The sequence below is a fragment of the Agrobacterium sp. 6Ca8 genome (genome assembly GCF_055382765.1).
In genome coordinates this window covers 2,070,546-2,097,398 of record NZ_AP026433.1, presented here as the reverse complement: position 1 = coordinate 2,097,398, position 26,853 = coordinate 2,070,546, and the positions used below count along the sequence as shown (strand labels likewise).

The 26,853-nt window shown below is 59.9% G+C and carries 26 protein-coding genes and 1 pseudogene; 13 read left to right on the top strand and 14 right to left on the bottom strand.

The features are described from left to right. Positions 1 to 3: 3 nt before the first annotated feature. From ACZ5A6_RS10390 to aidB, 8 genes are all read left to right on the top strand, one after another. The gene (locus ACZ5A6_RS10390) at positions 4 to 648 is read left to right on the top strand and encodes a Urease operon accessory protein (RefSeq protein WP_162690660.1); all 645 of its coding nucleotides are present in this window, start codon (positions 4 to 6) and stop codon (positions 646 to 648) included. 4 nt (positions 649 to 652) lie between these two features. Continuing rightward, complete coding sequence (gene ureC / locus ACZ5A6_RS10385; protein ID WP_174060987.1) at positions 653 to 2,362, top strand: urease subunit alpha; 1,710 nt, start codon at positions 653 to 655, stop codon at positions 2,360 to 2,362. A 12-nt stretch (positions 2,363 to 2,374) separates the two neighbouring features. Then, positions 2,375 to 3,040, top strand: a complete 666-nt coding sequence (locus tag ACZ5A6_RS10380; protein WP_111798651.1) for a TIGR02117 family protein — start codon at positions 2,375 to 2,377, stop codon at positions 3,038 to 3,040. A 168-nt stretch (positions 3,041 to 3,208) separates the two neighbouring features. Then, positions 3,209 to 3,745: a peroxiredoxin gene (locus tag ACZ5A6_RS10375; RefSeq protein WP_003513894.1), complete on the top strand. Its 537-nt coding sequence runs from the start codon at positions 3,209 to 3,211 to the stop codon at positions 3,743 to 3,745. 149 nt (positions 3,746 to 3,894) lie between these two features. Further along, entirely contained in the window at positions 3,895 to 4,389 is a 495-nt protein-coding gene (ureE, locus tag ACZ5A6_RS10370; protein ID WP_038492924.1) for an urease accessory protein UreE, read from the top strand. A 3-nt stretch (positions 4,390 to 4,392) separates the two neighbouring features. Beyond that, a complete protein-coding gene (locus tag ACZ5A6_RS10365) occupies positions 4,393 to 5,064 on the top strand; it encodes an urease accessory protein UreF (RefSeq protein ID WP_162691962.1) in 672 nt (223 codons plus the stop codon). 106 nt (positions 5,065 to 5,170) lie between these two features. Further along, a complete protein-coding gene (gene ureG / locus ACZ5A6_RS10360; protein WP_013636707.1) occupies positions 5,171 to 5,782 on the top strand; it encodes an urease accessory protein UreG in 612 nt (203 codons plus the stop codon). 3 nt (positions 5,783 to 5,785) lie between these two features. Continuing rightward, a complete protein-coding gene (aidB, locus tag ACZ5A6_RS10355) occupies positions 5,786 to 6,610 on the top strand; it encodes an AidB family quorum-quenching N-acyl homoserine lactonase (protein WP_174060988.1) in 825 nt (274 codons plus the stop codon). Between the two features lie 74 nt (positions 6,611 to 6,684). Here aidB and ACZ5A6_RS10350 read toward each other — a convergent pair whose 3' ends face one another. The 10 genes from ACZ5A6_RS10350 to ACZ5A6_RS10305 form a co-directional block, all read right to left on the bottom strand. Beyond that, on the bottom strand, positions 6,685 to 7,374 hold the full coding sequence (locus ACZ5A6_RS10350; protein WP_019565122.1) for a Crp/Fnr family transcriptional regulator: 690 nt from the start codon (positions 7,372 to 7,374) through the stop codon (positions 6,685 to 6,687). Positions 7,375 to 7,708: 334 nt separating this feature from the next. Further along, positions 7,709 to 11,029 carry an efflux RND transporter permease subunit gene (locus tag ACZ5A6_RS10345; RefSeq protein ID WP_038491998.1) on the bottom strand — a complete coding sequence of 1,107 codons (3,321 nt, stop codon included), beginning with the start codon at positions 11,027 to 11,029 and terminating at the stop codon, positions 7,709 to 7,711. Positions 11,030 to 11,042: 13 nt separating this feature from the next. Then, complete coding sequence (locus ACZ5A6_RS10340) at positions 11,043 to 12,236, bottom strand: efflux RND transporter periplasmic adaptor subunit (protein WP_003513881.1); 1,194 nt, start codon at positions 12,234 to 12,236, stop codon at positions 11,043 to 11,045. 365 nt (positions 12,237 to 12,601) lie between these two features. After that, positions 12,602 to 13,594, bottom strand: coding sequence for an ABC transporter substrate-binding protein (locus tag ACZ5A6_RS10335; RefSeq protein ID WP_174060989.1), 993 nt, complete (start codon positions 13,592 to 13,594; stop codon positions 12,602 to 12,604). Between the two features lie 21 nt (positions 13,595 to 13,615). Continuing rightward, positions 13,616 to 14,488: an ABC transporter permease gene (locus ACZ5A6_RS10330; RefSeq protein WP_013636703.1), complete on the bottom strand. Its 873-nt coding sequence runs from the start codon at positions 14,486 to 14,488 to the stop codon at positions 13,616 to 13,618. Further along, on the bottom strand, positions 14,485 to 15,360 hold the full coding sequence (locus ACZ5A6_RS10325; RefSeq protein WP_019565125.1) for an ABC transporter permease: 876 nt from the start codon (positions 15,358 to 15,360) through the stop codon (positions 14,485 to 14,487). The genes ACZ5A6_RS10330 and ACZ5A6_RS10325 overlap by 4 nt, the downstream gene beginning before the upstream one ends. Before the next feature lie 198 nt (positions 15,361 to 15,558). After that, positions 15,559 to 16,353, bottom strand: a complete 795-nt coding sequence (locus tag ACZ5A6_RS10320) for an ABC transporter ATP-binding protein (RefSeq protein WP_003513873.1) — start codon at positions 16,351 to 16,353, stop codon at positions 15,559 to 15,561. Further along, positions 16,350 to 16,793, bottom strand: a complete 444-nt coding sequence (locus ACZ5A6_RS10315) for an NUDIX hydrolase (RefSeq protein WP_019565127.1) — start codon at positions 16,791 to 16,793, stop codon at positions 16,350 to 16,352. The genes ACZ5A6_RS10320 and ACZ5A6_RS10315 overlap by 4 nt, the downstream gene beginning before the upstream one ends. Continuing rightward, positions 16,790 to 18,247: a dihydropyrimidinase gene (gene hydA / locus ACZ5A6_RS10310; protein WP_025594312.1), complete on the bottom strand. Its 1,458-nt coding sequence runs from the start codon at positions 18,245 to 18,247 to the stop codon at positions 16,790 to 16,792. The genes ACZ5A6_RS10315 and hydA overlap by 4 nt, the downstream gene beginning before the upstream one ends. Continuing rightward, positions 18,244 to 19,491: a Zn-dependent hydrolase gene (locus ACZ5A6_RS10305; protein ID WP_003513870.1), complete on the bottom strand. Its 1,248-nt coding sequence runs from the start codon at positions 19,489 to 19,491 to the stop codon at positions 18,244 to 18,246. Before ACZ5A6_RS10305 ends, hydA begins: the two co-directional genes overlap by 4 nt. A gap of 262 nt (positions 19,492 to 19,753) precedes the next feature. Between ACZ5A6_RS10305 and ACZ5A6_RS10300 the strand changes: the two genes are divergently transcribed. The 3 genes and pseudogenes from ACZ5A6_RS10300 to ACZ5A6_RS10290 all read left to right on the top strand — a co-directional run bounded on the left by ACZ5A6_RS10300 (position 19,754) and on the right by ACZ5A6_RS10290 (position 21,241). Continuing rightward, on the top strand, positions 19,754 to 20,395 hold the full coding sequence (locus tag ACZ5A6_RS10300; protein WP_003513869.1) for a TetR family transcriptional regulator C-terminal domain-containing protein: 642 nt from the start codon (positions 19,754 to 19,756) through the stop codon (positions 20,393 to 20,395). Positions 20,396 to 20,649: 254 nt separating this feature from the next. Further along, a pseudogene (locus ACZ5A6_RS10295) lies at positions 20,650 to 20,973 on the top strand (DUF2325 domain-containing protein); the annotation flags it as partial. Beyond that, the gene (locus ACZ5A6_RS10290) at positions 20,954 to 21,241 is read left to right on the top strand and encodes a hypothetical protein (RefSeq protein ID WP_113556481.1); all 288 of its coding nucleotides are present in this window, start codon (positions 20,954 to 20,956) and stop codon (positions 21,239 to 21,241) included. The pseudogene ACZ5A6_RS10295 and the gene ACZ5A6_RS10290, both read left to right, overlap by 20 nt. A 7-nt stretch (positions 21,242 to 21,248) precedes the next feature. Here the strand turns inward: ACZ5A6_RS10290 and ACZ5A6_RS10285 are convergent, their stop codons facing one another. The 3 genes from ACZ5A6_RS10285 to uppO all read right to left on the bottom strand — a co-directional run bounded on the left by ACZ5A6_RS10285 (position 21,249) and on the right by uppO (position 23,557). Then, on the bottom strand, positions 21,249 to 21,617 hold the full coding sequence (locus ACZ5A6_RS10285; RefSeq protein ID WP_174060990.1) for a DUF423 domain-containing protein: 369 nt from the start codon (positions 21,615 to 21,617) through the stop codon (positions 21,249 to 21,251). Then, on the bottom strand, positions 21,614 to 22,015 hold the full coding sequence (locus ACZ5A6_RS10280) for a group II truncated hemoglobin (RefSeq protein ID WP_174060991.1): 402 nt from the start codon (positions 22,013 to 22,015) through the stop codon (positions 21,614 to 21,616). The genes ACZ5A6_RS10285 and ACZ5A6_RS10280 overlap by 4 nt, the downstream gene beginning before the upstream one ends. A gap of 126 nt (positions 22,016 to 22,141) precedes the next feature. Then, entirely contained in the window at positions 22,142 to 23,557 is a 1,416-nt protein-coding gene (uppO, locus tag ACZ5A6_RS10275) for a polysaccharide biosynthesis phosphomannomutase UppO (RefSeq protein ID WP_174060992.1), read from the bottom strand. Positions 23,558 to 23,815: 258 nt separating this feature from the next. On the opposite strand from uppO, the gene uppM reads away from it, so the two are divergent. Continuing rightward, entirely contained in the window at positions 23,816 to 25,435 is a 1,620-nt protein-coding gene (gene uppM, locus ACZ5A6_RS10270) for a polysaccharide biosynthesis protein UppM (RefSeq protein ID WP_003513855.1), read from the top strand. 16 nt (positions 25,436 to 25,451) lie between these two features. On the opposite strand, the gene ACZ5A6_RS10265 is transcribed toward uppM, so the two are convergent. Further along, entirely contained in the window at positions 25,452 to 25,661 is a 210-nt protein-coding gene (locus ACZ5A6_RS10265) for a hypothetical protein (protein WP_003513853.1), read from the bottom strand. Between the two features lie 240 nt (positions 25,662 to 25,901). On the opposite strand from ACZ5A6_RS10265, the gene uppL reads away from it, so the two are divergent. Continuing rightward, positions 25,902 to 26,717, top strand: coding sequence for a polysaccharide biosynthesis UDP-hexose transferase UppL (uppL, locus tag ACZ5A6_RS10260; protein ID WP_034502051.1), 816 nt, complete (start codon positions 25,902 to 25,904; stop codon positions 26,715 to 26,717). The last annotated feature ends 136 nt before the right edge of the window (positions 26,718 to 26,853 follow it).

Here is a 26,853-nt window from a genome sequence, read left to right as displayed (position 1 = left end):
GGTATGGGGCGGCGGATCATGATTGTCGGAAACGGAGAAATGCCGCAGGGCGTGGCTGATCTCATCGACCTTTCCGACATTGTCATCCGCTTCAACGATTGCCGTTCGCTGGGCGCTGGCGGCAGCCGCACGGATGTGGTGGCCGTTTGCAACACCGGCCGGCCCGGCCGCGAGATGAGCGAAGGGGCCGCGTGGCGCGACAATGAGGGGGTGCAGCAGGCTTCCGCCATCTGGTCGGTGCGCGATCCCGCGAAATTTTCGCAGATGGAGCCGGATATCCGCGCTCGCTGGCCCGAACTGACCGATTTTTGTGCCGATTATACCGCCGGTTTCGCAGCATTAGCCGAAGAGACCGGCAAGAGCCACATCGTCATTCCGCGCGGGGTGCATGAGCGGCTTGATCACGCATTGCAGGTCTATGCGCCGGCCCCTTACGTCTGCCCGAGCACCGGGCTTCTTGCCATCGCCCATGTTCTGGAGACCGTGAGCGGCGGTGATGACGAGGTGGCGATTGCGGGCTTTGGTCATCACGGCTGGAACGGGCATCCGTTTGCCGCCGAAAAACAGCTTGTAGAGGCCCTCACACACGAGGGCCGGCTGACACGAATTTCTCCCATATCGATTTTCTCCGCGTCCGAAGGAGCCTGAACCCATGCCTTACAAGATTTCCCGCGCCGCCTATGCCGGCATGTTCGGCCCGACCGTCGGCGACAAGGTGCGTCTTGCCGATACCGAACTCTTCATCGAGATCGAGAAGGACTACACGACCTATGGCGAGGAAGTGAAATTCGGCGGTGGCAAGGTCATTCGCGACGGCATGGGTCAGAGCCAGGCGACGCGGGCCGAGGGCGCTGTCGATACCGTCATCACCAACGTCGTCATCGTCGACCATAGCGGCATCTACAAAGCGGATGTGGGCCTGAAGAACGGGCGCATCCACGCCATCGGCAAGGCGGGCAACCCCGATACGCAGCCGGGCGTGACAATCATTGTCGGCCCTTCGACAGAGGCGATTGCCGGCGAAGGCAAGATTCTGACTGCCGGTGGCATGGATGCACATATCCACTTCATCTGCCCGCAGCAGATCGAAGAAGCGCTGATGAGCGGCGTTACCTGCATGCTGGGCGGCGGTTCCGGCCCCGCGCATGGCACGCTTGCCACCACCTGCACCGGCGCGTGGCACATCGAGCGGATGATCGAGAGCTTCGACGCTTTCCCGATGAACCTCGCATTGGCGGGCAAGGGCAATGCTTCGTTGCCCGCGCCGCTGGAAGAGATGATCCTTGCCGGTGCCTCATCGCTGAAGTTGCACGAGGACTGGGGCACGACGCCCGCCGCCATCGACAATTGCCTGACGGTGGCTGACGAATATGACGTGCAGGTGATGATCCACACCGATACGCTGAACGAGAGCGGTTTCGTGGAAGACACGGTTGCCGCCATCAAGGGCCGTACCATCCATGCCTTCCACACCGAAGGGGCAGGCGGCGGCCATGCGCCTGATATCATCAAGGTCTGCGGTAATCTGAACGTCATCCCGTCTTCCACCAACCCGACGCGGCCCTACACCATCAATACGCTGGCCGAACATCTGGATATGCTGATGGTGTGCCACCACCTGTCGTCGTCCATCCCTGAGGATATCGCGTTCGCCGAAAGCCGCATCCGCAAGGAAACCATCGCGGCGGAGGATATTCTCCACGATATCGGCGCGTTCTCGATCATTTCCTCCGACAGCCAGGCCATGGGCCGTGTCGGTGAAGTGGCGATCCGCACCTGGCAGACGGCTGACAAGATGAAGCGCCAGCGCGGCCGCCTGAAGGAAGAGACCGGCGAAAACGACAATTTCCGCGTCCGCCGTTACATCGCCAAATATACCATCAACCCGGCCATCGCGCAGGGCGTCAGCCATGAGATCGGCTCCATCGAAGTCGGCAAGCGTGCCGATCTGGTGTTGTGGAACCCGGCATTCTTCGGCGTGAAGCCGGAAATGGTGTTGCTCGGCGGTTCCATCGCCGCGGCACCGATGGGCGATCCGAATGCCTCCATTCCCACGCCGCAGCCGATGCATTACCGCCCGATGTTTGCCGCCTATGGCAAGCTGCGCACCAATTCCTCGGTTACATTTGTCAGTCAGGCGTCGCTGGATGCCGGCCTTGCAGGGCGTCTTGGTGTTGCCAAGAAGCTGATGGCGGTGAAGAACGTGCGCGGCGGTATTTCCAAGGCCTCGATGATCCACAATTCGCTGACCCCGCATATCGAGGTTGACCCGGAAACGTATGAGGTGCGCGCCGATGGCGAGCTTCTGACCTGTGAACCGGCGACGGTGCTGCCGATGGCGCAGCGTTATTTCCTGTTCTGACGGCGTTTCGCGGTGAGATTTATCACAAGGTGGATCGGCGGTGGCCTGCTGCTGATCATCCTGCTTCTTGTGCTCGGCACCGTCGTGCCGCGACCCTTTTTTGCCGATGAAACAAGCGGCGTGAGGGATCGCGAGATATTGCTGTTATCCAATCCGATCCATACCGATATCGCCCTGCCTGTTGATGACGATCTGCGTCGGGTCTTTTCCGAATTGCAGGAGGGCGGTATCGCGGTCAACCATCCGGCTGCTGCCTATCTGGTGTTCGGCTGGGGTGGCCGGTCGTTTTACATACAGACGCCGACATGGGCCGACCTGAAGCCGATGCCAGTCGTGCGCTCTCTGACACTCGACCAGTCTGTGATGCATGTGGATGTGACTGGGGATTTTCCCGCCGACCTTGCCGGGGTGAAGCGCCTTCGCATTTCCGAAGCGGGATATCAGCGACTTGTGGCGGGCATTCGTGCGAGCTTCCTGCGGGACAATGACAAAGTTCAGCTTATACCCGGTGCTTCCTACAGCCTGACGGATGGATTTTTCGAGGCGAATGGCTGGTTCAATGCGCTGGCCGGCTGCAACACGTGGTCTGCCGCCATGCTGCGGCAAGCCGGCATTCACACCGGCTGGTGGACACCGTTGCCGCCACTGTTGCGCTGGTCGGTAGCGCTGCACAATTGATCTTCCCGCGGTGCGACGTTTCGTTGATTTGACGTCTGGTAATCCGATTTTTATGCTGCACCGCAGCGCATCTTGCGCTAAAGAAACGGCAAAAGAATTCCGTGCGGATCGGTCCCAAGCGATCCGTGCAAAACGCCAGAAAATTGAAGACAGATCAGGAGACAAGACATGCTCGGCAAAAAAGTGCCCGCCGTTACCTTCCGCACGCGTGTTCGCGACGAGGCCGTTGGTGGCCCCAACCCTTTCCGTTGGCAGGACATGACCTCCGACGATTACTTCAAGGGCAAAAAGGTCGTTCTCTTCTCGTTGCCCGGCGCTTTCACGCCGACCTGCTCGACCTACCAGCTTCCCGATTTCGAAAAGCTCGCGGGCGAATTCCGCGCGCTCGGCGTCGATGAAATCTATTGCCTGTCGGTCAACGATGCCTTCGTGATGAATGCCTGGGCAAAGGGCCAGAACCTCGAAAACGTCAAGGTCATTCCTGACGGTTCGGGTGAGTTCACCCGCAAGATGGGCATGCTGGTCGCCAAGGACAATCTCGGTTTCGGCATGCGCTCCTGGCGTTACGCCGCCGTCATCAATGACGGTATGGTGGAGCAGTGGTTCGAGGAAGAGGGCTATTGCGATAATAGCGATACCGACCCTTACGGTGTTTCCTCGCCGCAGAACATTCTGGAAAACCTGAAGAGCCGCGCTGCGGCCTGATTGCGGTTTGCTTTTTTGACAAGGCCCGGCAGCGATGCCGGGCTTTTTCGTTTTCCGAGACGCGTTCGACCTGAAAACACGCCTTGAAATCGGCCGGGCTATCCGTCAACAATCGGAACCCCAAGACTGTTTCTGAAATGGATCATCCCATGCTGCGCGTCACGTCCTATCACCCCGCCGGAACTCCAGCCGACGAACCTTCCGGTTATGTCACTCTCGCGCATGACCAGCGGCATCTGCGCCGCAAACTTCTGCATTTGCAGAATGACGAGATGGTGATGTTGGATTTGAAGGAAGCCGTACTGTTTGCCCATGGCGACCTGCTGGTGGTGGAGAACGGTGATCTGGTGGAGGTTCGCGCTGCGGACGAAAAGCTGTTCGAAATCAAGGCGAAGGATCGTCTTCACCTGATCGAGCTTGCCTGGCATCTGGGCAACCGGCACCTTTCGGCGCAGATCGAGGAGGAGCGTATTCTCATCCTGCGTGACCACGTGATCCGCGCGATGCTGGAAGGCCTTGGCGCAACAGTGCGTGATGTGGAAGAACCTTTCCAGCCAGCGCGCGGTGCTTACCACGCCCATGGCGGCCATTCCCACGGTCACGGGCACGGGCATGACCATGGTCACCATCACGACCATGGCTGAGGCATGAGCGAAGATCGCGGCGTTGCCGCGCTGCTGCGGCTCATGGCCTGGATGTCGCCGGCCTTTCCTGTCGGCGGCTTTTCCTATTCTGGCGGCCTTGAAAAGGCGGTGGAGGACCGGCGCGTCAGTGATGCCGCCGGTCTTCACGGCTGGGTGGAGGTGCTTCTGCGTTCCGGCAGTCTGTGGAACGATGCGGTATTTCTGGCTGATGCCTGGCGTAATGGAACGGACGCCGTCGCCCTGAGTGAAGCGGCGGATCTGGCTCGCGCGCTCGCCGGTTCTGCGGAGCGCTACCGCGAGACGGTGCTCCTCGGCGATGCCTTCGTTTCCGCCGCCGGCGCCTGGCCGCACGCGGTTCTTGAGCTGTTGCCGAAAGAGGTTCCTTATCCTGTTGCCATAGGTGCGGTGGCGGCAGGGCATGGCGTGCCGCTTCGGGAAACGCTTGCCGCATTCCTGCATGCCGGTGTCTCGCAGATCGTCTCCGCCGGTATCCGCCTCGGCGTCGCGGGGCAGAAGGATGGCGTTGCCATTCTCGCCGCAAGCGAGGCGACGATCGGCGAAATGGCGGCACGGGCCGTGCAATCCACGCTCGACGATCTCGGCAGCGCCACTGTTATCGCCGACACCGCGACCATGCGGCACGAAATGCAGGGAACGCGGCTTTTCCGCTCCTGAATATCTCGCCGCAATGCAGCATTGCCGCCCTTGAAGCGGTTGTGCGAAGCGTTATGGTGGGACAACATTAAAGCATATTGAAGGGAACATGGTTGTGACATCGGGCATGAAATCGGGCAACGGTCCGCTGCGCGTCGGCATTGGCGGGCCGGTCGGTTCCGGCAAGACCGCGCTGACGGAAAAGCTTTGCAAGGCGATGAGCGCCGATTACTCCGTCGCCGTCGTTACCAACGATATCTACACCAAGGAAGATGCGGAAGCGCTGGTGCGCATGCAGGCGCTGCCGTCCGAGCGTATCGTTGGAGTGGAGACGGGCGGATGTCCGCATACCGCCATCCGTGAGGATGCGACGATCAATCTGCAGGCGATTGCCGGTCTCAATGCGCGCTTTCCCGATCTCGATGTTGTCTTCATCGAATCCGGTGGCGACAATCTTGCGGCGACTTTCTCGCCCGATCTTGCCGATATCACCATCTATGTGATCTCCGTCTGTCAGGGCGAGGAAATTCCGCGCAAGGGCGGGCCGGGCATCACCCGCTCGGACCTGCTGGTCATCAACAAGAAAGACCTTGCCCCTTACGTCGGCGCTGATCTGACGGTGATGGACAGTGACGCCACCCGCATGCGCAATGCCATGCCTTTCGTCTTTACCGACATGAAGCGCGGCGAGGGTGTCGATCGCATCGTCGGTTTCCTGAAAGAGCAGGGCGGTCTCTGAGACATGACCACGCCCCTCCGTTTTGGTTCCTATGACGTTTCCCGCTTTGTCGATGGTGTCTACAAGGCGCCTGTCGGCCACCTGATCCACCGGCAGGGCGCGGATGCGCTGGCGGCGGCGCTTGCCGGGCATGAGGGCGAAACGGTGGATATGGACGTCAACTGTTTTGTGCTGTCAGGGCCTGATGGTATTTCGCTGATAGACACCGGTTGCGGCACGGCCTGGGGGCCGACCTACGGCCATGCCCGTGCGGGGATGATTGCCGCTGGGATCCAGCCTGATGATGTCAGCCGTGTTATCCTCACCCATATTCACGGCGACCATGCGCTGGGACTTATCGACGGCGACCTGCCTTATTTTCCCAATGCGGACATATGGGTGCCCGAGGCCGATCTTGCCTTTTTCACCAGCGAGGATGCGCGCAAGACATTGCCGGCTGCGCGGCAGGGCGCCTTCGATATTGCCGCCCGGCTGCTCGACATTTGTGGTGCCATGCTGCGGCCAATCCCAACTGGCAGGATTGCCGAGGGTATGGAAGCCATCGCCATGCCCGGCCATACGCCTGGCCATACCGGCTATCTCATCGGTAACGGCGATGACCGGCTGTTATTGTGGGGCGATGTGCTGCATGTGAGCGCGTTGCAGGCGGACGATCCGGGTATCGGTTTCGTCTATGATATCGATTCCGAAACCGCATACTCGACACGTCTCGATGCGCTGACCCAGGTTGCCGATCACGGCTGGCTGGTTTCCGGCGGCCATCTTGGCGGGTTTTTCCGCGTCGAGCGAGAGGGCGATCGCTTCCGCTTCGTGCCGCAGCCGGTCTGATATCCTGCTCGACAAAAAATTAGAGGACGGGATACCCGTAGGCGTCCCGTCCTCTTCCTCTCCCCGGTACTTCTTCAAATCTGCTTCAGCGCCGCGACATCATTGACCTGCACGATGCGGCCGCGAACGGTGACGCCCGCCTTTTTCAGTGCGGAGAAAGCGCGCGACAGCGCTTCCGGCGCAAGGCCGAGCTTGCCGGCGAGCAGGCTTTTCTGGAACGGCAGACGCAGCGAAAAGGACGTAGCGTCGCGAGGCCCCTGATTGATCAGGTAATGGGCAACGCGTTGCGGCGCGGTTTGCAGCCGGTCGTTGGCAATGCAATCCATGGTGCCGAGCAGGCTGTTGGAGAGGCAGCGCATCACGGCCTTGGCGATTGCCGGTTCCTGATCCACAAGGCTGCGGATTCTTGCCAGTTCGAAACGCGCCACGGTGCAGCTTTCCGCCGCCTGCGCGCTGTAACGATAGCTGTCGCTGCCGAAGATCAGGCATTCGTTGAAGGTATCGCCCGGACCGCTGACACGCACATCCGCCTCGCGCCCGTGCCTGTCCAGCCGGTAAAGGCGGACATAGCCCGACAGCACACAGTAGAAATATTGCGCTGCCTCGCCCTCCTTGAAGAGCACATGGCGGGCATTGAGATTGGTGACGGTTGCCGCCTCCATCAGTTTCAACGCCGCCGCTTCATCCGCAATCCCTATCAGGGGCACGCGCAGCAGAATGTTCCTGTCCCTGTTGCTCAGCTTTACGGTCTTGTTCACGTCCATCCGGCTCCCGCTCAAACCTTTTGCCGGGTTGTCCGAAGCGATACGAAACCGGGGATGTTCCTTTTCCCTCACGCCTATCTGAAAAGAGCTCATCGCATTATCCTTCGACCGGCAATTCCCGATGCGAGGGAGATTAGCAGTTCACCTGAAAAGCGAATTGATTTCGATCAAATGGGTTTGGCGTTGTTGTGCGGGGAGCAGGGAAATGTGGAGCGAGCGGGTGCGGCCTATCTCTTCTCCCCGGCGTGGAGAAGAAGCCAGCCGCAACGCAGTCGCGACCAAGCAAACTCACCACAAAAGGAAACGCCGGGCACTGGACCCGGCGTTTTAACTTTCACTCGGCAGCGAGCGGCGGCAACCGCAATATATTGCTGCCCTTGTCACCGGATTTTTCACCGGAGCCTTTTTCCATGCCGGCGACGCGCGCTTCCAGCGAGGAGAGCGCCAGGCTGTTTTCGCGGGCGATCTCCGAGAGTTTTTCGTTGGAGAGCGACTCTTCCTCCTCTTCCTTCTTGCCGACGAAGCGGCCGAAGAGGTGGGCGAGCAGGCGCGACAGGTCATCCATGATCAGGAAGAAGGCGGGGACCACGATCAGGGACAGCACCGTGGAGACGATGATGCCACCGATCACTGCAATCGCCATCGGCGCGCGGAAGGAGCCGCCTTCGCCGACGCCAAGTGCCGAGGGCAACATGCCCGCCGACATGGCGATGGAGGTCATGATGATCGGGCGGGCGCGCTTGCGGCCGGCCTCGACCATGGCATGCACCCGTTCCATGCCGTGCCGGCGCATTTCAATGGCGAAGTCCACCAGAAGGATGGCGTTTTTCGTCACGATACCCATCAGCATCAGAATGCCGATGAGAACGGGCATCGAAAGCGCGTTCTGCGTGATGATGAGCGCCACGGCCACGCCGCCAATGGCGAGTGGCAGCGAGAACAGGATGGTGAAGGGCTGGATGATATCCTTGAACAGAAGGATAAGCACCACCAGCACCAACAGCAGGCCGAGCAGCATGGCGTTGACGAAGCCCTGCTGCATTTCGCCCTGCACCTTGGCATCACCGCTTTCGGCAAGGCGAACGCTTGCCGGCAGTTCGGTTTCCGAAACGATCCGCTTGAACTCCGCCGTAGACGTATCGAGCGCTGTGCCGAACGGTACATCGGAGCCGATGGAGACGACGCGGTTGCGGTCGTTGCGCTTGATCGAGCTTGGACCTTCCGAATAGTCAATATCGGCAACACTGTAGAGCGGCACCAGCGAACCGGATGCGGTCTTGACCTTCAGCGCGCGGATGGTGGCGAGGTCACGGCGGGTATCGATGGATGCCTGCACGCGGATCGGGATCTGCCGGTCGTCCAGCGAGATTTTCGTCAACTGTGCGTCGATGTCACCGATGGTGGCGACACGCACCGTCTGCGAAATCTGCTGCGGCGTGATTCCGAGGCGGGCGATCTCGTCCTTGCGCGGGCGGATCTGCAGTTCAGGACGGGGAAGCGCTCCCTCCGAGCTGACATTGGCAAGGATGGGCGAGGCGCGCAGGCGGCTTTCGAGAATGCCGACGGCGTCGTTCAGATCCTTCTCGTTGGACGAGAGGAAGTTGAAGCTCAGTTCGCGTTCCGCGCGGTCGTTCAGCTTGATGATGCGCACATCCGGAATGCTGTGGACCTTGGCGAAGATATCCCGCTCCACATCCCACTGCGGACGGACACGGCCCTTTTCCTCGATCTTCGGAAGATATTGGCCGACAAGCGGAAGCGAGCCGAGACCCTTGTTGACAAGGGTTTTCAGCAGCGAATGGTCGATATGCTGAAGAATGACGTTGACGGTGGCGCGGCGAAGCTCCAGATCGCCCTTGGGCGAGGCGCCGCCGAGGATGAAGACGCTTTCCACACCGTTGATATCGCGGATGGCGTGGAAGATTTCGGTCGTCGTCCGGTCTGTCTCGTCCAGCGTCGCATTGGGCGGCAGTTCCACCGAAAGCGTTACGCGCGAGGCGTCGTCCGGCGGCAGGAAGCTGCCCGGCACCTGGCTTAGAAGCATGACGGAAGCAATGAGGAAGCCGATGGCGCCGACCAGCGTCAGGTAACGCGCCCACCATTTGGAGGTGGTGGCGGAAACCATGCGCGTATAGGCTTTCATCAGCCAGCCGTCATTGTCGGCATGGTCGTCCATCGCGTCTTCGGCGCGCATCAGGTAGGCGGCCATCAAGGGCGTGATGAGACGGGCGACCGCCAGCGAGAAGAACACCGAGAAGGCGACCGTCAGACCGAACTGGATGAAGTACTGGCCGGGAATGCCGGGCATGAACGACACGGGTACGAAGACGGCGATGATGGTGAAGCTGGTGGCGATGACGGCAAGGCCGATTTCGTCTGCGGCTTCCAGCGAGGCGCGATACGGCGTCTTGCCCATCTTGATGTGGCGGGCGATGTTCTCGATTTCCACGATGGCGTCGTCCACGAGAATACCCGTGGCGAGCGTCAATGCGAGGAAGCTGACGAGGTTGAGCGAGAAGCCCATGATGTCCATGATCCAGAATGTCGGGATCGCGGAGAGCGGCAGGGCCACGGCGGCAATCAGGGTAGCGCGCCAGTTCCTGAGGAACAGCAGAACCACGATGACGGCGAGGACCGCGCCTTCGATCAGCGTATCGAGCGCTGCCGTATAGTTGCCATAGGTGAAGTAGACGGCGTCATCGACCATCTGGATCGCGACGTCGGGATGGTCCTTGCGGACCTGATCGAGGCTTTCGGCCACGGTTTTGGCGACCGAAACCTCGCTGGCGCCCTTGGAGCGGAACACCGCAAAGGTAACAGCGGGGTTGCCGTTGAAGCGCGAGAAGGACTTCTGCTCCTCATAGGTGTCCGTGACGGTGCCGAGTTCGGCGAGCTTTACGAAACGGCCATTGGAGAGCGCGATGGTGGTGTTGGCAAGCTGGGTGACATCGCGGGTGTCGCCGAGCGTGCGGATCGTCTGTTCGTTGCCGCCAACCTGGCCGCGGCCGGAGCCGAGGTCGATATTGGTGCCGCGCAGCTGGCCGTTCACTTCGCTTGCGGTGATGCCGTAGGCGTCGAGCTTTTCGGGGCTGAGCGAAACGCGCACTTCGCGGTCTGCGCCGCCATAACGGTCGACCTTGCCGATGCCGGACTTGCCCTGCAGCGAACGCTTGATGGTGTCATCCACGAACCAGGACAGTTCTTCCAGCGTCATGTTCGGCGAGGAGACGGCAAAGGTCTGGATTGCCTGGCCTTCCACGTCGATCTTGCTGACAACAGGCACTTCGATGTCGGATGGCAGATCGCTGCGGATCTTGTCGATAGCGTCCTTGACGTCCTGAACCGCCTCTTCCGTCGGCTTTTCGATGCGGAAGACGACGGTTGTCAGGGATTGTCCGTCGGTGACGGTCGACTGGATTTCGTCGACGCCGCTAATGGCGGCGACAGCGTCTTCGATCTCCTTCGTCACCTGCATCTCCAGCTCGGACGGCGAAGCGCCGCTCTGGGTCACGGTGACGGCAACGACGGGAACGTCGATATTCGGAAAACGGGTGATCGGCAGGGCGTTGAAGGCCTGGATGCCGAGGAACATCAAAAGCGCGAAGCCGAGAAGCGGCGCAATCGGGTTACGGATTGACCATGCGGAGAAGTTCATTTCATTCCCTCAGTCAGTTGGACGCAGCCGTCTGGGCTTCCACCGGTCTTATCCGGTCACCATCACGCACGAATGCTCCAGCTTTCTCGACAACCTTGTCACCAGCGGCAAGTCCGCTGACAATCTCGATGAAACCGCTGTCTTCAATGCCGGTCTCGATCTTCACCTGCTTGACGATGTCGCCTTCCACCTTGCGGGTGGTCGAGCCTTCACGCCCGGAGGTGACGGCCGAAAGCGGCAGGGCAAGCGCGTTCGTCTCTTTTACGATGATCTCAGCGCTGGCATACATCCCCGACCGTGCCGGGCTGTCCGTCGGCAGCACAACATGCACGGAACCAAGGCGCGTTGCCGGATCGACGGTCGGCGAAACGAGACGCACCTTGCCCTCAATTTTTTTGGCTCCGCCGGCAACCGTCAAGAAAGCTTTCTGGCCGGCCTTCACCCGCTGGATGTCGGTCTCGGAAAGATCGGCGACGAGCTCGATCGCGCCGTCCTTGATGATCGTGAAAAGCGGGTTTCCGGCGCCGCTGGCGATGGCGCCGACCTTGGCATTCTTGGCGGAAACGATGCCGGTGACGGGGGTTTTCACACCCGTGCGCGTCAGTTTCAGATTGATGTCGTCAATCTGCGCGTCCACGACCTTGATGTCTGCCTCTCCGGCGGAAACGGTCTGCTTGGCGGCATCAAGGCGTGCCTGCGCAACCTGGGCAGCGGCCTCGGTTTTTTCCGTCTCGGAGACGGAACCGGAACCGCTCTGGCCGAGCTTGGCGGCGCGGTCGCGCTGGCGAAGGGCATCCGCCTTGTTGGCCTCAGCCTCCAAAACCTGCGCCTTGGATTGCGCAACGGCGGCCTGCGCCTTGGCCCTGTTGGCCTCAAGCTGGCTTTTTTGCAGGAGAAGACTGTCCGAGGAAAGCACGGCCAGAACCGCATTCGCCTCGACCCTGTCGCCGATATCGACGTTCAGTTCGTCGATCGACAGTCCGTCGACCAGCGGCTGTACATAAATTTCGTCGACGGGCCTGATGGTGCCGGTGGCGATGATGCGGTCCACGAGATCGCGTGTTGCGGCGTGTGCGACGATGATGGAAGGCAGGTTCTGCTGTTTGACCGGTTCCGGCACTTCTCCCTCGGCCACGGCCGAAAATGGCAGGGCCGTTGCGGAAAGAAGAAGGAAAACAAAGCGGTTAAACGTGACTTTATGCTGCATGTGTCTTGGCTCGCGCAATATTCGATCGCATGTCCTTCAGCCTGAAGGCGTGTTTTAAAAGGTCATGCGGCAACGAATGTGAAACAAGGGATCACAATACTTCCTTCTCGATCCTCCCGATTCAAACGCCCCTCAACGCGAATCTTAAGCACCTTTGCCTCGTGCTTTTTTACAAGATCAAATTCGGCAGTCTTGTTGGCGGGGACTCTAATTGTTGTTGCTATACAAATCAATCCGCATAGCCCCGAGGGTTGATATACATTTTTGTATATCTCCGAGTGTTGTAATTCATCAAACGGGTCACCAGCGCGCAAAAAAACGCGCGGTGATGGCCGCGCGTTTCCATGTTTTCGGCTTCGACGTGACTATTTCAGCCCCGCATCGGTGATTTCAGTGGTGTAGGCGCCTGTCGGCTCCTTGGTGATGACGGGATCGGAACCGCCGCCGAGCAGCGTCTTGACGGTGCGCTCGTAATCCGCCTTGTCCAGCGCGCCCTTCGAGCCAGCGGTCAGCTTGGCGACTTCGCCCATCATGCGCTTCTGGTGCTTTTCGGTCTGGGCGCCGGAGGCGTCATTTTCAAGAACGATACCTGCTGCATCGTCAGGGTGTTCTTCCGCCCACTTCCAGCCCTTCATGGAAGCGCGGACGAATTTGACCATGTCTTGCTTGAACTTGGCGTCCTTCAGCTTGTCTTCGAGAACGTAGAGCCCGTCCTCCAGCGTTGCCACGCCTTCGTCCTCATATTTGAAGGTGACGAGTTCCTCCGGCTTGATGCCGGCGTCAATGACCTGCCAGTATTCATTATAGGTCATGGTGGAAATGCAGGCGGCCTGCTTTTGCAGCAGCGGATCGACGTTGAAACCCTGCTTGAGGACGGTGACGCCATCCGCGCCGCCGGTGGTCGGAATTTTCAGGTGCGCCATCCACGACAGGAACGGATATTCATTGCCGAAGAACCAGACGCCGAGCGTCTTGCCCTTGAAATCTTCCGGCTTGGTAATGCCGGTTTCCTTGAGGCAGGTCAGCATCATGCCTGACGTTTTGAACGGCTGGGCGATGTTGACGAGCGGCACGCCCTTTTCGCGGGTGGCGAGTGCCGATGGCATCCAGTCGACGATCACATCCGCGCCACCGCCGGCCAGAACCTGCGCAGGCGCAATATCCGGACCGCCCGGCTTGATATCGACATCGAGGCCTTCGGCTTCATAAAAGCCCTTGTCCTTGGCGACGTAATAACCGGCGAACTGTGCCTGGGTGACCCATTTCAGCTGCAGGGTGATCTTGTCGGCCGCCTGAGCCTCAAATGCGCTCAGAAGTGACGCGCCGGCAAGAAGCATGGAGGCAAGTTTCATTTTCATCGCTGTTCCCTTTTTCGTTATTTACGTTCGTCCCCCACGGACGGACGGATGCCAGAAGGTGACGGCGCGCTCGATGAGCGCCACCAGACCATAAAATCCTGAGCCTGCGAGCGCCGCCACGGCAATTTCTGCCCAGACCATATCGACATTGCTGCGGCCCATTTCCGCCGAGATGCGAAAACCCATGCCGACGATGGGCGTGCCGAAGAATTCCGCGACGATGGCGCCGATCAGCGCCAGTGTGGAATTGATCTTCAGGGCGTTGAAGATGAAGGGCCAGGCGGCGGGCAGGCGCAGTTTCAGCAATGTCTGCCCCCAGCCTGCGGCATAGGTGCGCATCAGGTCGCGTTCCATGTGGCTGGAGGCAGCAAGCCCTTGAACCGTGTTCACCAGCATCGGGAAAAACGTCATGATGACGACGACAGCCACTTTCGACTGCCAGTCGAAACCGAACCACATGACCATGATGGGAGCGATGCCGACGACCGGCAGGGCGGAGACGAAATTGCCGATGGGCAGAAGCCCGCGTTGCAGGAAAGGCGAGCGGTCGATGAGGATGGCGACGAGGAAACCTAGGCCGCAGCCGAGCACATAACCCGTCAGCACCGATTTGAGGAAGGTCTGGCGGAAATCCGCCCAGAGGATCGGTAGCGAGCCGAGAAGGCGGGCGAGGATGGCGCTCGGGGCAGGCAACAGGATGGGTGGGACGGAGAAGCCGCGCACCACACCTTCCCAAAGCGCGAGAATGGCCAGCCCGAAGAGAAGCGGTACGGCCATGCGGCTCATTCGCTTTGCCGACTGTGATGCGAAGGTGTGGCGCACCAGCCATTCGTTGGAGGCCCAGGCGGCAAGCCAGAACAGGATTGCGCCAATAAACCAGACGGGATTTGTCATGGCCGCGCTCCCATTCTCTTGAGGACGGCAGCGTGGGCGATGCCGATGATCGATACCAGAATGGCGGCCACACCGGCGGCCATGAACAGCGCTGCCCATATCTGCACGGTCTGGCCGTAATAGGAGCCGGAGAGCAGACGCGCGCCGAGACCGGCGACGGCGCCCGTCGGCAATTCGCCGACGATGGCCCCGACCAGCGCAATCGCGATGGCGATCTTCAGCGAGGTGAAGAGATAGGGCAGGGCAGACGGCCAGCGCAGCTTCCAGAAGATTTGTGCGGGCGAGGCATTATAGGTGTGCATCAGGTCCAGCTGGATGGTTTCGGGGCTTCTGAGGCCCTTCACCATGCCGACGACAATCGGGAAGAACGAGAGATAGGTGGAAATCAGCGCCTTGGGCAACAGCCCGGAAATGCCGATGGAATTCAGGACGACGATGATCATCGGCGCGACGGCAAGGATTGGAATGGTCTGGCTGGCGATGATCCACGGCATGACCGAGCGGTCCATGGCACGATTGTGGATGATGGAGACGGCAAGCAGGATGCCGAGCACCGCGCCGATGGCGAAACCGAGGAGCGTGGCCGAAAGCGTGACGCCCGCGTGATAAACGAGGCTGCGCTTGGAGGTGATCGCCTTGTTGACGGTGGTGTCCCACAGTTCCGCGATGATCTGGTGCGGGGCGGGGAGAACCGGGCGCTCCTGTGCGAAGGTTTGCGGCAGAAGCTCCATGAAGCTCGGCGTCTGGCCGGCGCGGTTTGCCTGATCGCGGACGAAGGGCATGTTGAGGTAGATGACGCAAAGGTGCCAGACGATGAGGATGGCGAGGAGGACGGTGAGGATGGGGAGGACGCGGTGGCGGAGGAGGGTCATCGGGTTGCCCTCGGTTGATGGGAGTTACCCCCCTCTGTCCTGCCGGACATCTCCCCCACCAGGGGGGAGATCCAATCGTGGATAGGTCTCGGCAATCTCCAGGCTCGAAAATTGAGAGGAGAGTGCGCCCCTTGCCGATCTCCCCCCTTGTGGGGGAGATGCCCGGCAGGGCAGAGGGGGGTAGTGCTGGCGCTGACCTCACCCCTCATAGCTATGCCCCGCCTTCAATCCCTCACGCACGCGATGCGCAATTGCCAGAAATTCCGGCGTCTCCCTGATCTCAAGCGGCCTTTCCCTTGGCAGCGTGGATTCGATGATATCCGTCACGCGGCCGGGCCGTGGTGACATCACGACGATCTTGGTCGAGAGATAAACGGCTTCCGGGATGGAATGGGTGACGAAGCAGATGGTCTTGCCGGTCGTATCCCACAGTTTCAGCAGCTGTTCGTTCAGATGGTCGCGGACGATCTCGTCCAATGCGCCGAAGGGTTCGTCCATCAACAGCAGGTCGGCATCGAAGGCCAGCGCTCGGGCGATGGAGGCGCGCTGCTGCATGCCGCCGGAAAGCTGCCATGGGTATTTCTTGCTGAAACCGCTGAGATTGACGAGATCGAGCGTGCGGTCGATGCGCTCCCTCTGTTCGGCCTTCGTATAGCCCATGATTTCGAGCGGCAGTGCAATGTTCTTTTCGATGGTCCGCCACGGATAGAGTGCGGCGGCCTGAAAGACATAGCCGTAGGACCGGTCCTTGCGGGCGTTTTCCGGCGTGGTGCCATTGACGGTGATATCGCCGGATGTGTGCTTTTCGAGATCGGCAATCACCCGCAGGAACGTGGTCTTACCGCAGCCGGAAGGGCCGATGAAGGAGACGAACTCGCCCTTGCCCACTTCCAGATCGACATTGGAAAGCGCGTGCACCGGGCCATCGCCGGTTTCGAAGGTGAGGCCGAGATTTCTGGCGGAAACGACGGAATAGGACGAGGCTTGGTTCATCGTGGCTTGTTTCCACTTTCCGTCAGGGCTGCGCGTGCCAGCGGCAGCATACGTGTTTCCGTGAGTTTGGCGATCGGCAGATTGGAGGCCGCATCCAGATCGAGCCAGCGCACCTCCTCTATCTCGGCCTGCGGGGTAACGTCGATATTCAGTTGGGCGACGAAGGCATGGGCCACGACCTCCGCCCCTGTCTCATTGGCGGCCTCCTCCCGAAAGATGCCCTCGTATCGCGCGGCATTTTCAGGAAGCGTGAGGCCGATTTCCTCGGCAAGTTCACGGTGAAGCGCCTGCTCAGGCGTTTCACCCGGATCGATCTTGCCGCCCGGCTGCATGAATTGCGTGGTGCCGCGCTTGCGCACGACAAGCATTTGCCGCCGCGCATTCAGGAGAACGGCGGCAGCGATGACGATTTCGCGTTTCGGATCGGTGCTCAAGGTCATACACCCGATGCCGGAATGCCGCTGCGTTCCACCTTGCGTGGCGCGACGAGCTCTTTCCATGTGGACAGCGCCTTGCTGACGGCGGGATAGGGATCACGGGCGACGAACGTGCCGTGACCTTCCTGCGTCTTGACCGTGCTTTCCTCGATGCTGACGATGCCGCGCGACAGGGTGAAGCGCGGCAGGCCCTTGACCTTCTGTCCTTCGAACACGTTGTAATCGATGGCCGATTGCTGGTTTTCCGCGCGGATGGTCTTTTCCCGCGCCGGGTCCCAGACGACGAGATCGGCATCGCTGCCGACGAGGATCGCGCCCTTTTTCGGATAGATGTTGAGGATTTTCGCAATGTTGGTGGAGGTGACGGCGACGAATTCGTTCATCGTCAGCCGGCCGGTCGCCACGCCATGGGTCCAGAGCAGCGGCATGCGATCTTCCAGCCCGCCGGTGCCATTGGGGATCTTGCGGAAATCACCGAGGCCGAAGCGTTTCTGGTCGGTGGTGAAGGCGCAATGGTCGGTCGCCACGCATTGCAGCGAGCCGGAGGCGAGACCCGCCCAGAGGCTATCCTGATGCTGGCGGTTGCGGAAGGGTGGCGACATGACCCGGCGGGCAGCATGGTCCCAGTCGGCATTGGCGTATTCGCTTTCATCGAGGATCAGGTGCTGGATCAGCGGTTCGCCATAAACGCGCATGCCGTTCTGACGCGCACGGCGGATGGCTTCATGTGCCTGCTCGCAGGATGTATGAACGACATAAAGCGGCGCACCGGCCATATCGGCGATGATGATGGCGCGGTTGGTGGCCTCACCTTCGACGGAGGGCGGCCGGGAATAGGCATGCGCTTCCGGGCCGACATTGCCTTCCGCCATCAGCTTTTCCTGCATCTGCGCAACGATATCGCCGTTTTCCGCATGCACGAAGGGAATGGCGCCAAGCTCGGCGCAGCGCGAGAAGGAGGCGAACATCTCGTCGTCATTCACCATCAACGCGCCCTTGTAGGCCATGAAGTGCTTGAACGAATTGATGCCCTTTTCCTGAACCACAGTCTTCATCTCGTTGAAGACCTGCTCGCCCCACCAGGTAACGGCCATGTGGAAGGAATAATCGCAGTTGGCTCGCGTTGCCTTGTTGTCCCATCTTTGCAGGGCATCGAGCAGCGACTGGCCGGGATCGGGCAGACAAAAATCCACCACCATGGTCGTGCCGCCGGCAAGGGCGGCACGCGTGCCACTCTCGAAATCATCGGCGGAATATGTGCCCATGAAGGGCATTTCCAGATGCACATGCGGATCGATGCCGCCGGGCATGACGTAACATCCCGTGGCATCGAGCACTGTGCCGCCGGTCAGATCGGGTCCGATCTCTGTGATCTTGCCGCCTTCGATTTTAACATCGGCCTTGTAGGTCAGGTCGGCGGTGACGATGGTGCCGTTCTTGATAATGGTGGCGGTCATTGCACGATCTCCGCAGTTTCCAGCACCGCATGCAGCAGCACGTCGCAGCCCGCGGCGGCCCATTCGGAGGAGATGTCTTCGGCTTCATTGTGGGAAAGACCGTCCACGCAGGGGCAGAAGATCATGGTGGAGGGTGCAACCCTTGCCGTCCAGCAAGCATCATGGCCCGCGCCGGAAATGATGTCCATATGGCTGTAGCCCAGCTTTTCGGCAGCAGCGCGCACGCGGCCCACCAGCACCGGATCGAAGGTGACGGGATCGAAATGGCCGATGGCCTCGATTGAGCAGGCGACGCCGAGTTCTTCGGCAATAACTGGCACCTCGCGTTCGAAGATGGCGCGCATGTTGTCGAGTTTCGCCTGCGAGGGGGTTCTGAGGTCGATGGTGAAAACCACCTTGCCGGGCAGCACATTGCGGGAATTGGGCGTAAAGATCATCTGGCCGACGCCGGCGACGGCGCCCGGCTGGTGGGCCATCGCCGCTTCCTGCACCTTTTCGAGGATGCGGGCGGCGGCGAGGCCGGCATTGACGCGCATGGCCATCGGCGTCGAGCCGGTATGCGCTTCCTTGCCCGTCAGCGTCACTTCCAGCCACCACAGGCCCTGACCATGGGTAACGACGCCGATCTGCTTGCCTTCCGCCTCGAGGATCGGTCCCTGTTCGATATGATATTCGAAATAGGCGTGCATCTTGCGGGCGCCCACCTCTTCCTCACCCAGCCAGCCGATGCGCTTCAGTTCGTCGCCATAGGTCTTGCCGTCGGTATCGGTGCGGCTATAGGCGTAATCGAGATCGTGAATGCCGGCGAAGACGCCGGAAGCCAGCATGGCCGGGGCAAAGCGAGCGCCTTCCTCGTTGGACCAGTTGGTAACGACAACAGGGTGTTTCGTCTTTATGTTGAGATCGTTCAGGCTTCGCACGACTTCCAGTCCAGCCAGCACGCCGAGAACGCCATCGAACTTGCCGCCGGTTGGCTGGGTGTCGAGATGGCTGCCGATATAGACCGGCAGTGCATCCGGGTCCTCGCCGGGGCGGGTGGCGAACATCGTGCCCATCTTGTCGACGCCCATCGTGAGGCCGGCCGCCTCGCACCAGCGCTTGAACAGGCTGCGGCCTTCAGCATCTTCATCCGTCAGCGTGCGGCGATTATTGCCGCCGGCAATGCCGGGGCCGATTTTCGCCATGTCCATCAGACTGTCCCACAGACGGTCGCCATTGACCGTCAAGTTCTTACCCGCTGCCATGAAGTGTCGTCCTCACCTGTTTTGTTTTTATCGAAGCAAAGCTTGTGCCGTTCCCGTTTTTGCCGGTTAAGATAACAGCCATTGCCTTGTGATGGCGATGGTGGATAAATTGACCGGCTGGTAAACATTGCAAATTCGCCATGACGTCAGCAAGGGATTTTCGTGACGAATCGCACTAATTTTGCCTAAACTGTACGCGGCGATTATTTTTTAAGCATACTGTAGCGGCAATTGCACCGAAAAGAAACACAGAGAGCAGAGTATGGCCATACCGCGCGCAGCGAAAACACAGAAGCGGACCCGCATTCAGGAAGAAAAGCAGGAAGCGATTCTTGAGGCCGCGCTGAGTGTGTTTTCCACCAACGGCTTTCGCGGTTCCACCATCGACCAGATTGCCGAGGCGGCCGGCATGTCGAAACCGAACGTACTTTATTATTTCCGCACCAAGGAGGCGATGCATCGCGCGTTGATCGAGCGGGTGCTGGATACCTGGCTGGATCCGCTCAGGGCTTTCGATGCCGAGGGCAATCCTGAAAGCGAAATCCGCTCCTATATTCGCCGCAAGCTGGAAATGTCGCGCGATTTTCCGCGCGAGAGCCGCCTGTTTGCCAATGAAATCCTGCAGGGTGCGCCCCATATCGAGGATGAGCTGAAGGGTCCGCTAAAGCAACTGGTGGATGAAAAGGCGGAGGTAATCCGTGTCTGGATCAAGGCCGGACGGATGGCGAAATGCGATCCCTATCACCTGATTTTCTCTATCTGGTCGACCACGCAGCACTATGCGGATTTCGACGTGCAGGTGCGGGCCGTGCTGGGCGACAAAAACGGTGGCGAAGGCCGGTTTGAGGATGCAGCCCGGCACCTGGAGCAGCTTTTCATGGGCGGATTGAAGATCAACAACTGATCTGGTGAGGTTATCGCGAATATGTGATCGATTCTTTATGTCAAAACATGAGGAAAATTATCACCTTTATACTTTACTCCAAAACTCATCTTTATTATGGTGCTGGCATCCCGAACGTCGGGGCATGAAAAAATCAACCGGCAGGTGAGGGAATGGCACGCAAGGAAAAGAAGAAAGCCGAACGCGGCGGCAAGCAGGGCAAGGGCGCGCCTCAACCTGAAAAGGATGTGGCCGAACAGCAGCTTTCCGGTCCGAAGAGCTTTCTTTATGTTGGCGGCCGTGACTGTCAGGTTGCCCATCTTCGCCAGATCGCCAGCAATTTCGGCGCCGAGCTTATCCATCACGATGGCGGATTGCGTGAGGCGGTCTCGCGTATCGACACTGTTCTTCCCTCCGTCGACTGCGTTTTCTGCCCGATTGACTGTATCAGCCACGATGCGTGTCTGCGGGTGAAGTCCGGTTGCAAGAAATTCGGCAAGACGTTCATTCCGCTGCGCAATGGCAGCAAATCCAGTCTGGAGCGGGCGCTGCAGACGATGAATGAACGGACCTTAAACGATGAGCGACGAGCGCAATAATTTCAAGGATGCAGAGCAGGCGGTGGCTGAGGCCTGCCACGTGGAGCTGCACAAGATGGCCGATCAGGGCGCCGATCCGGCCCTGAGGGAGATGTATGAAGTCGTCGGCGAACGCGAGCGGCGCAACCGCGCCGCAGCTGACGGCGGCAATGTGCTGGCTTTTCCCTATTTGCGCACCCGCCAGCCGGGCGAAAAACCGTTCTTCGAGATCGGTGACGCGGCTCAACGTGGCGGCAACATCCTGTCGTTTCGCTGGAAACGGCGTTGATGCCGATTTAGCCCCTCGGCTTCAAAAAAAATGCACCGGCGCAGAGCACCAGCCATCCCGCGATCATGCCGAGGCCACCCAAGGGAGCCGCGTAGGGAAACAGGCTGTGACCGGAAAAATGTCTGGTGACGAGATCACCAACAAAAACCGCCGTGCCGAAGCCAAGAATCAGCCCTGCCGGAATGGCGGTTCTGATGCGGTCCGCGCCGATATGCAGTGCCACAAGCACCGGCGCATGGGCGAGCGCCATGGCCGAGGCGTTGCCAAGCATATAGGTTTCGCCGGTATGGGTGGCGGCGGCGGCAAGCATGACGCCGGCAGCACCCAAAAGGCTGCCCAGCAGCAAAATCAAGGCGCGCAATCTTTCCGTCGTCATGGGTTATTTGCTTCCTGATTTTGCATGTGAAAGGCCAGCCGCTCCACCGGTCCCCAGATGATGTCCCGGAGCTTTGGGTTCTCGATGGTCTCATCCATCGCGCGGCGAAAGCAGAGCAGCCATTCGTCCCGCTCCGCGGGTCCGATAGGGGCCACGAAATGACGCCTGCGCAACATCGGGTGGCCGTGTTTTTCGACATAGACCGGCGGTCCGCCAAGATATCCGGTCAGATAATCGTAGAACTTGCTTTCGCTACCGGAAAGATCGGCTGGATGGATGGCGCGGCAATGCGCCGCCTCTGGCAGGGTGTCCATCAATTCGTAGAAGCGCCGGGTCAGTGCTCTGACTGTGGCATCGCCGCCGATCGCTTCATAAAGGGTAATGGTCTCGCCGCTCACATCCCGCCTCCTTGAACCCTGCGGCCCTTATCGCTTTCCGGAGCGGGAAGAGCAACAGGCAAAGACGGGATGCGACACTGGGACATTCATGGTGGCCGTCCGCTTCAGGCGTTCGGCGCCATCCACTCATCCAAAGTTGCGGATGAGATCGAGGCCCTTGCTCAGCAGCGTTTCGGCTTCGTCCTGATTGGCGGCCTCGACGTAGCAGCGCATTTCCGGAGCATTGCCGGACGGGCGGAAATGGATGGTGCTGCCGTCTGTCAGCGCCACGCGCAGGCCGTCAATGTCGCTCAGCGCCTTGACCGTGCCCACGGGGGCGAGGAAGGTTTCGAGATTATCCCGCGAGGCGCGCAGATGCGTCATCAGGGCAGCGCTTTTTTCCTGTGCGAAGTTTTCCAGACGATCCGCAGCCGCGACCGGCAGGTTATAGGCGGAGGCAATCTGCGATAGCGGCTTTTTCTGCTCGGCGGAGAGAAGCAATACGGCGAGGATGGGCAGGAAGCTGTCCCGCGTCGGCAGGGGCGATAGCGGTTTGCCGTTCAATGTGAAGGTGGAGGCTGTCAGAAGGCCGCCATTGGCCTCGAACCCCATGACGCCGTTGTTTCCTTCGGCAAGGGCCTGTGCCATGCCGGCGATCACGAAAGGCGAACCGACCCTGGTGCGGATGACCTTGAACGAACCGCTCGCCTCAATGCCGGAATTGGAGGTGACGGGGGTGACGACCACGCCGGCATCGAGAAAATTCGCCGTAATCAATCCGATCAGGTCGCCGCGCAGCGGCACGCCGTTTTCATCGGCAAGCAGGGGCCGGTCGCCGTCACCATCGGCGGAAACGATGGCATCGAGGCCGTGTTCCGGCGCCCATTTTTTGAGAAGCTCCAGCGTTTCAGGGGAGACCGCCTCGGTATCGACCGGAATGAAGGTCTCGGAACGGCCGAGCGACACGACATCGGCGCCATAGTGGGCGAGAACGTCGACGAAGAGATCGCGCGCCACCGTGCTGTGCTGGTAAACGCCGATCTTCAGGCCCGACAGCGCCTTTTCCGGCAGGAGTGCGGCATTGCGCTCATAAAAGAGCTCGGCTGCAATTGCGGAATGGTCGTCCGCCGTTTCGGCCTCGTCGTTAATCCCTTCAGCCTCGACTTCGGCTGCGAGTGCGGCGATCGCCGTTTCGTCCTGTTTGTCGATTTCGCCGTCCGGGCGGTAGAACTTGATGCCGTTGCGGTCGGCCGGAATATGCGAACCCGTTATCATCAGCGCGCCGGCCTTGAGGGAAAGTCCATAAAGCGCCAGTGCCGGTGTCGGGACCGTGCCGCAATCGAGCGGTGTGAGGCCGGCCTTTTTCAGCGCGGCGATACAGGTTGCGGAAACATCTGGGCTCGAATCGCGGAAATCGCGGGCCGCGAGAATGGGGTCGCCCGCCTTTGCCTGACCCGATGTGAGAAGGTGCCTTGCAAATGCCGTTGCGTAGACGGCCGAGGCCTTTCCTTTCAGATCGACAGACAGGCCGCGAAGGCCGCTCGTTCCAAATTTCAGGCTCATGCCAAACTCCGTTTCGATAAAATCTTTGAGGTTCAAATGGATAATACAAAAATATAACGCCCGAAAGAACCGTATCGATCCATTCAAGTCAATCATCTCTTTCATGGACGCGGCGAATAGGTGATGATGGCGGAGATGATGCGGGTAACCTAAAATTCACCCGTTATATCTAGACTTGCCGGTTAATAGTGGTTCTGGCGACGATGAAAACCATCTGTTGCAGGCCTTTTTTGTGGTTCGTTCAAGTTGGATTGGCTGATGTACAGGCTTCAAAAGGCGGGACATAAGCAGGCACGTCCGCTGGATGAAAAAGCGGCGCCCGCCGCCAGACCCCACGGTTCCCTGCTGGACGATCTGGTGGATGAGGATGAGGTTTTCGAGCGCACGGTGCTGAAAGAGCATCTTGAGCCGAAGCCGGCGGCTGCCGTTGCCGAACCCGCTCCGGCTGAAAAGCCCACAAGGCCGACCTCGCCAAGCAACAGTTTCGCGGCCACGCTGCCGGGCCTGAAATATATCGACCGGATCGGTGTGGACGAGGTACTCGGCTGGCTGCGTGCCGGGATCGTCTGGATTGTGCTTGCGATCATTCTTTGCGTCGCGGCTGCACTCGCCTACGCCTATATGACGCCGCCGCGTTACACCGCCTATACGGATATCGTCGTCAATCCCTCCAACCTGAATGTCGTCAATGACGGGGTATTTTCGCCCAACCAGCAGCGCGACACCCAGATTCTCGAAGTGGAGAGCAAGCTGCGCACCGTCACGTCGCGCAACGTGCTGGCGCGTGTGGTGGACGAGCTGAAACTGGATGAGGACCCGGAATTCATATCCCCACCGCCTCTTGCTCGGCTGAAAGCATTTTTTTCACCCAAGCCGGAAGATGGTGACAACAAGGTCGGCGCGCTTCGTTCGCTGGGCGAACGGGTTGCGGCGGAACGGGATCCGCGTTCCTTCGTGGTGACGCTTGCGGTCTGGACCAATGATCCGGACAAATCCGTGACAGTCTCGAAGGCGATGGTGAAGGCTTTCGAAAGCGAGTTGTTCCAGACGACCTCCGACAGCAGCCTGCGTATCGTTGATGATCTAAAGAAGCGGCTTGAGGAAATGCGCCAGAACGTGACGGTTGCCGAAAAGCGCGTGGCCGATTTCCGCCGCGAAAACGGCCTGCAGGAGAATAACGGCCAGCTGGTCAGCAATCTGGCGTCCGGCGAGCTGAATGCGCAGGTTCTTGCCGCGCAGCAGCGCGTCATTCAGGAGGAGTCGCGCCTCAAGCAGATGCAGGCGGCGATTGCCCAGAACCGCACCCAGAGCGACGCGATCTTCGACAGCCAGACCATGAACACCATTCGTGCGCAATACAGCACCTTGCAGCAGCAGATTGGGGCGATGACGCTGACCTATGGCGCCCGCCATCCGCGTCTGGCGACTGCCGGGGCGGAACGCGATATGCTGGAACGCGGCATTGCGGATGAGGCGCAGCGGATTTTGCTGGCGGCCAAGACCAATGTCGCCGAGGCCCGCTCCTCGCTTGATGCCCTGCGGCTGAAGGCGGTTGCGGAACGCGCCAACGTCTTCACCGACAATGAGGCGCAGGTGCGGCTGCGCGATCTGGAGCGAGACGCCAACTCAGCTGCTGCGATCTACGAGACCTATCTCAACCGATCACGGCAGATCGCCGAGCAGCAGACAATCGATTCCACCAATGTGCGGGTGATTTCGCAGCCGGTAGCGCCCAATTCCAGAAGCTGGCCGCCCGGCAAGCTGATCTTCCTGATCGCCGGTGGCGTGGGCGGTCTGTTCCTTGGTCTCGGAATTGCCATCGCACTGGGGCTTTTGGGTTTTCTGCGCCGGACAGACCACGCGGAACGCTACGCCTGAGGGCTGCGACCGCCGATTACTCCTCGGACATCAGGCCGTCATAGACTTCGAGCAGGGCGGCGGCGATGGCGGCACCCAGCGCATTACCCGCATCGCGAATGCCTGTCTCGTCGCCGTCACGGACCGAAACGGCAAGATCGGACGCCTCGTTGGCGACGATTTCCTTTGCCCGTTCGATGGCCCAAAGGCCGAAATCGCCGCGGTTGTCGATCGATATGGTTTCCATGGCCGGGACCTTTTCTGTGGTGTGGTTTCGTCGTCCCTTAACCCATCAACCGCAAAACCGGAATAGGGGGAGGAGAGGTTGGGGTGGTCACTCAACCCCCGGGCGTATAATTGTTTGATTCAAGCGTCAGATTTATAAGAATATTAATGATAGTTATTCGTAGTGTTTGAAGCCTTATACCTTAATCCTATGCGTGAATATAACAGTGAAACGATGCCTATCTTGGACACCGGACAGAATATGACAGGGAGAGATGTCCCGCATGCGGAAGGGCCTGGCACACACTGGCCGGTTGTTCCGCTTGCGGCTTTGCCCATCACCGATGCGACCATCGAAGAGACGGCGCAGGATTTTATCCTGCGGGCGGAACGTGAACGCGCGGCCGGCGCAAAGCCGTTCTATTCGACATCGGCGAACGGTCAGGTCATCGCACTCTGTCACCAAGACAAGGAATTCGAAGCCCTGCTGCGGCAGGCGGACCAGATTCATGCCGACGGCATGTCGCTGGTGATCTTTTCCCGCCAGTTCTGCGTGAGGGCGCTGCGGGAACGTGTGGCGACGACGGATCTCGTTCATGCGGTGGCCCGGAGGGCTGAGGCGACCGGCACGCGGTTCTATTTTCTCGGCGGTTCCGAAGAGGTGAACCGCGCGGCAGTCGAGGAAATGCAAAAGCTCTATCCACGGCTTGTCTTTGCCGGTCGGCGCAATGGTTATTTCAGACCCGGCGACGAGGAGGCGATCCTTGCCGATATCGTCGCATCGCAGACCGATATTCTCTGGGTGGGCTTCGGCATACCGCTGGAGCAACGTTTCGTCGCGCGCAATCTCGACAGGCTTTCCGACATTGCGGTGATCAAGACCTGCGGCGGTCTGTTCGATTTTCTCGCGGGCAAGAACAGCAGGGCGCCACAATGGATGCAGGATATGGGGCTCGAATGGCTCTACAGGGCCATGCTTGAGCCGAGGCGTCTCGGCAAGCGCTACCTGCTGACCAATCCCATCGCCATATATTCGCTGCTGAAGCATCGCTACGGGTTCGGGGCCGGCAAGGTCTGAAATCTGCGCATTCTCATTGATTCTTTACGGAATTGCCCCTGACCGTCCGGCCGGTTCACGATCGATATCATGTGAGTGGCATCTGCCGGCGCATGCAATCATCATATGGAGTCGCGCTATATGAGGTCGCTCTAAC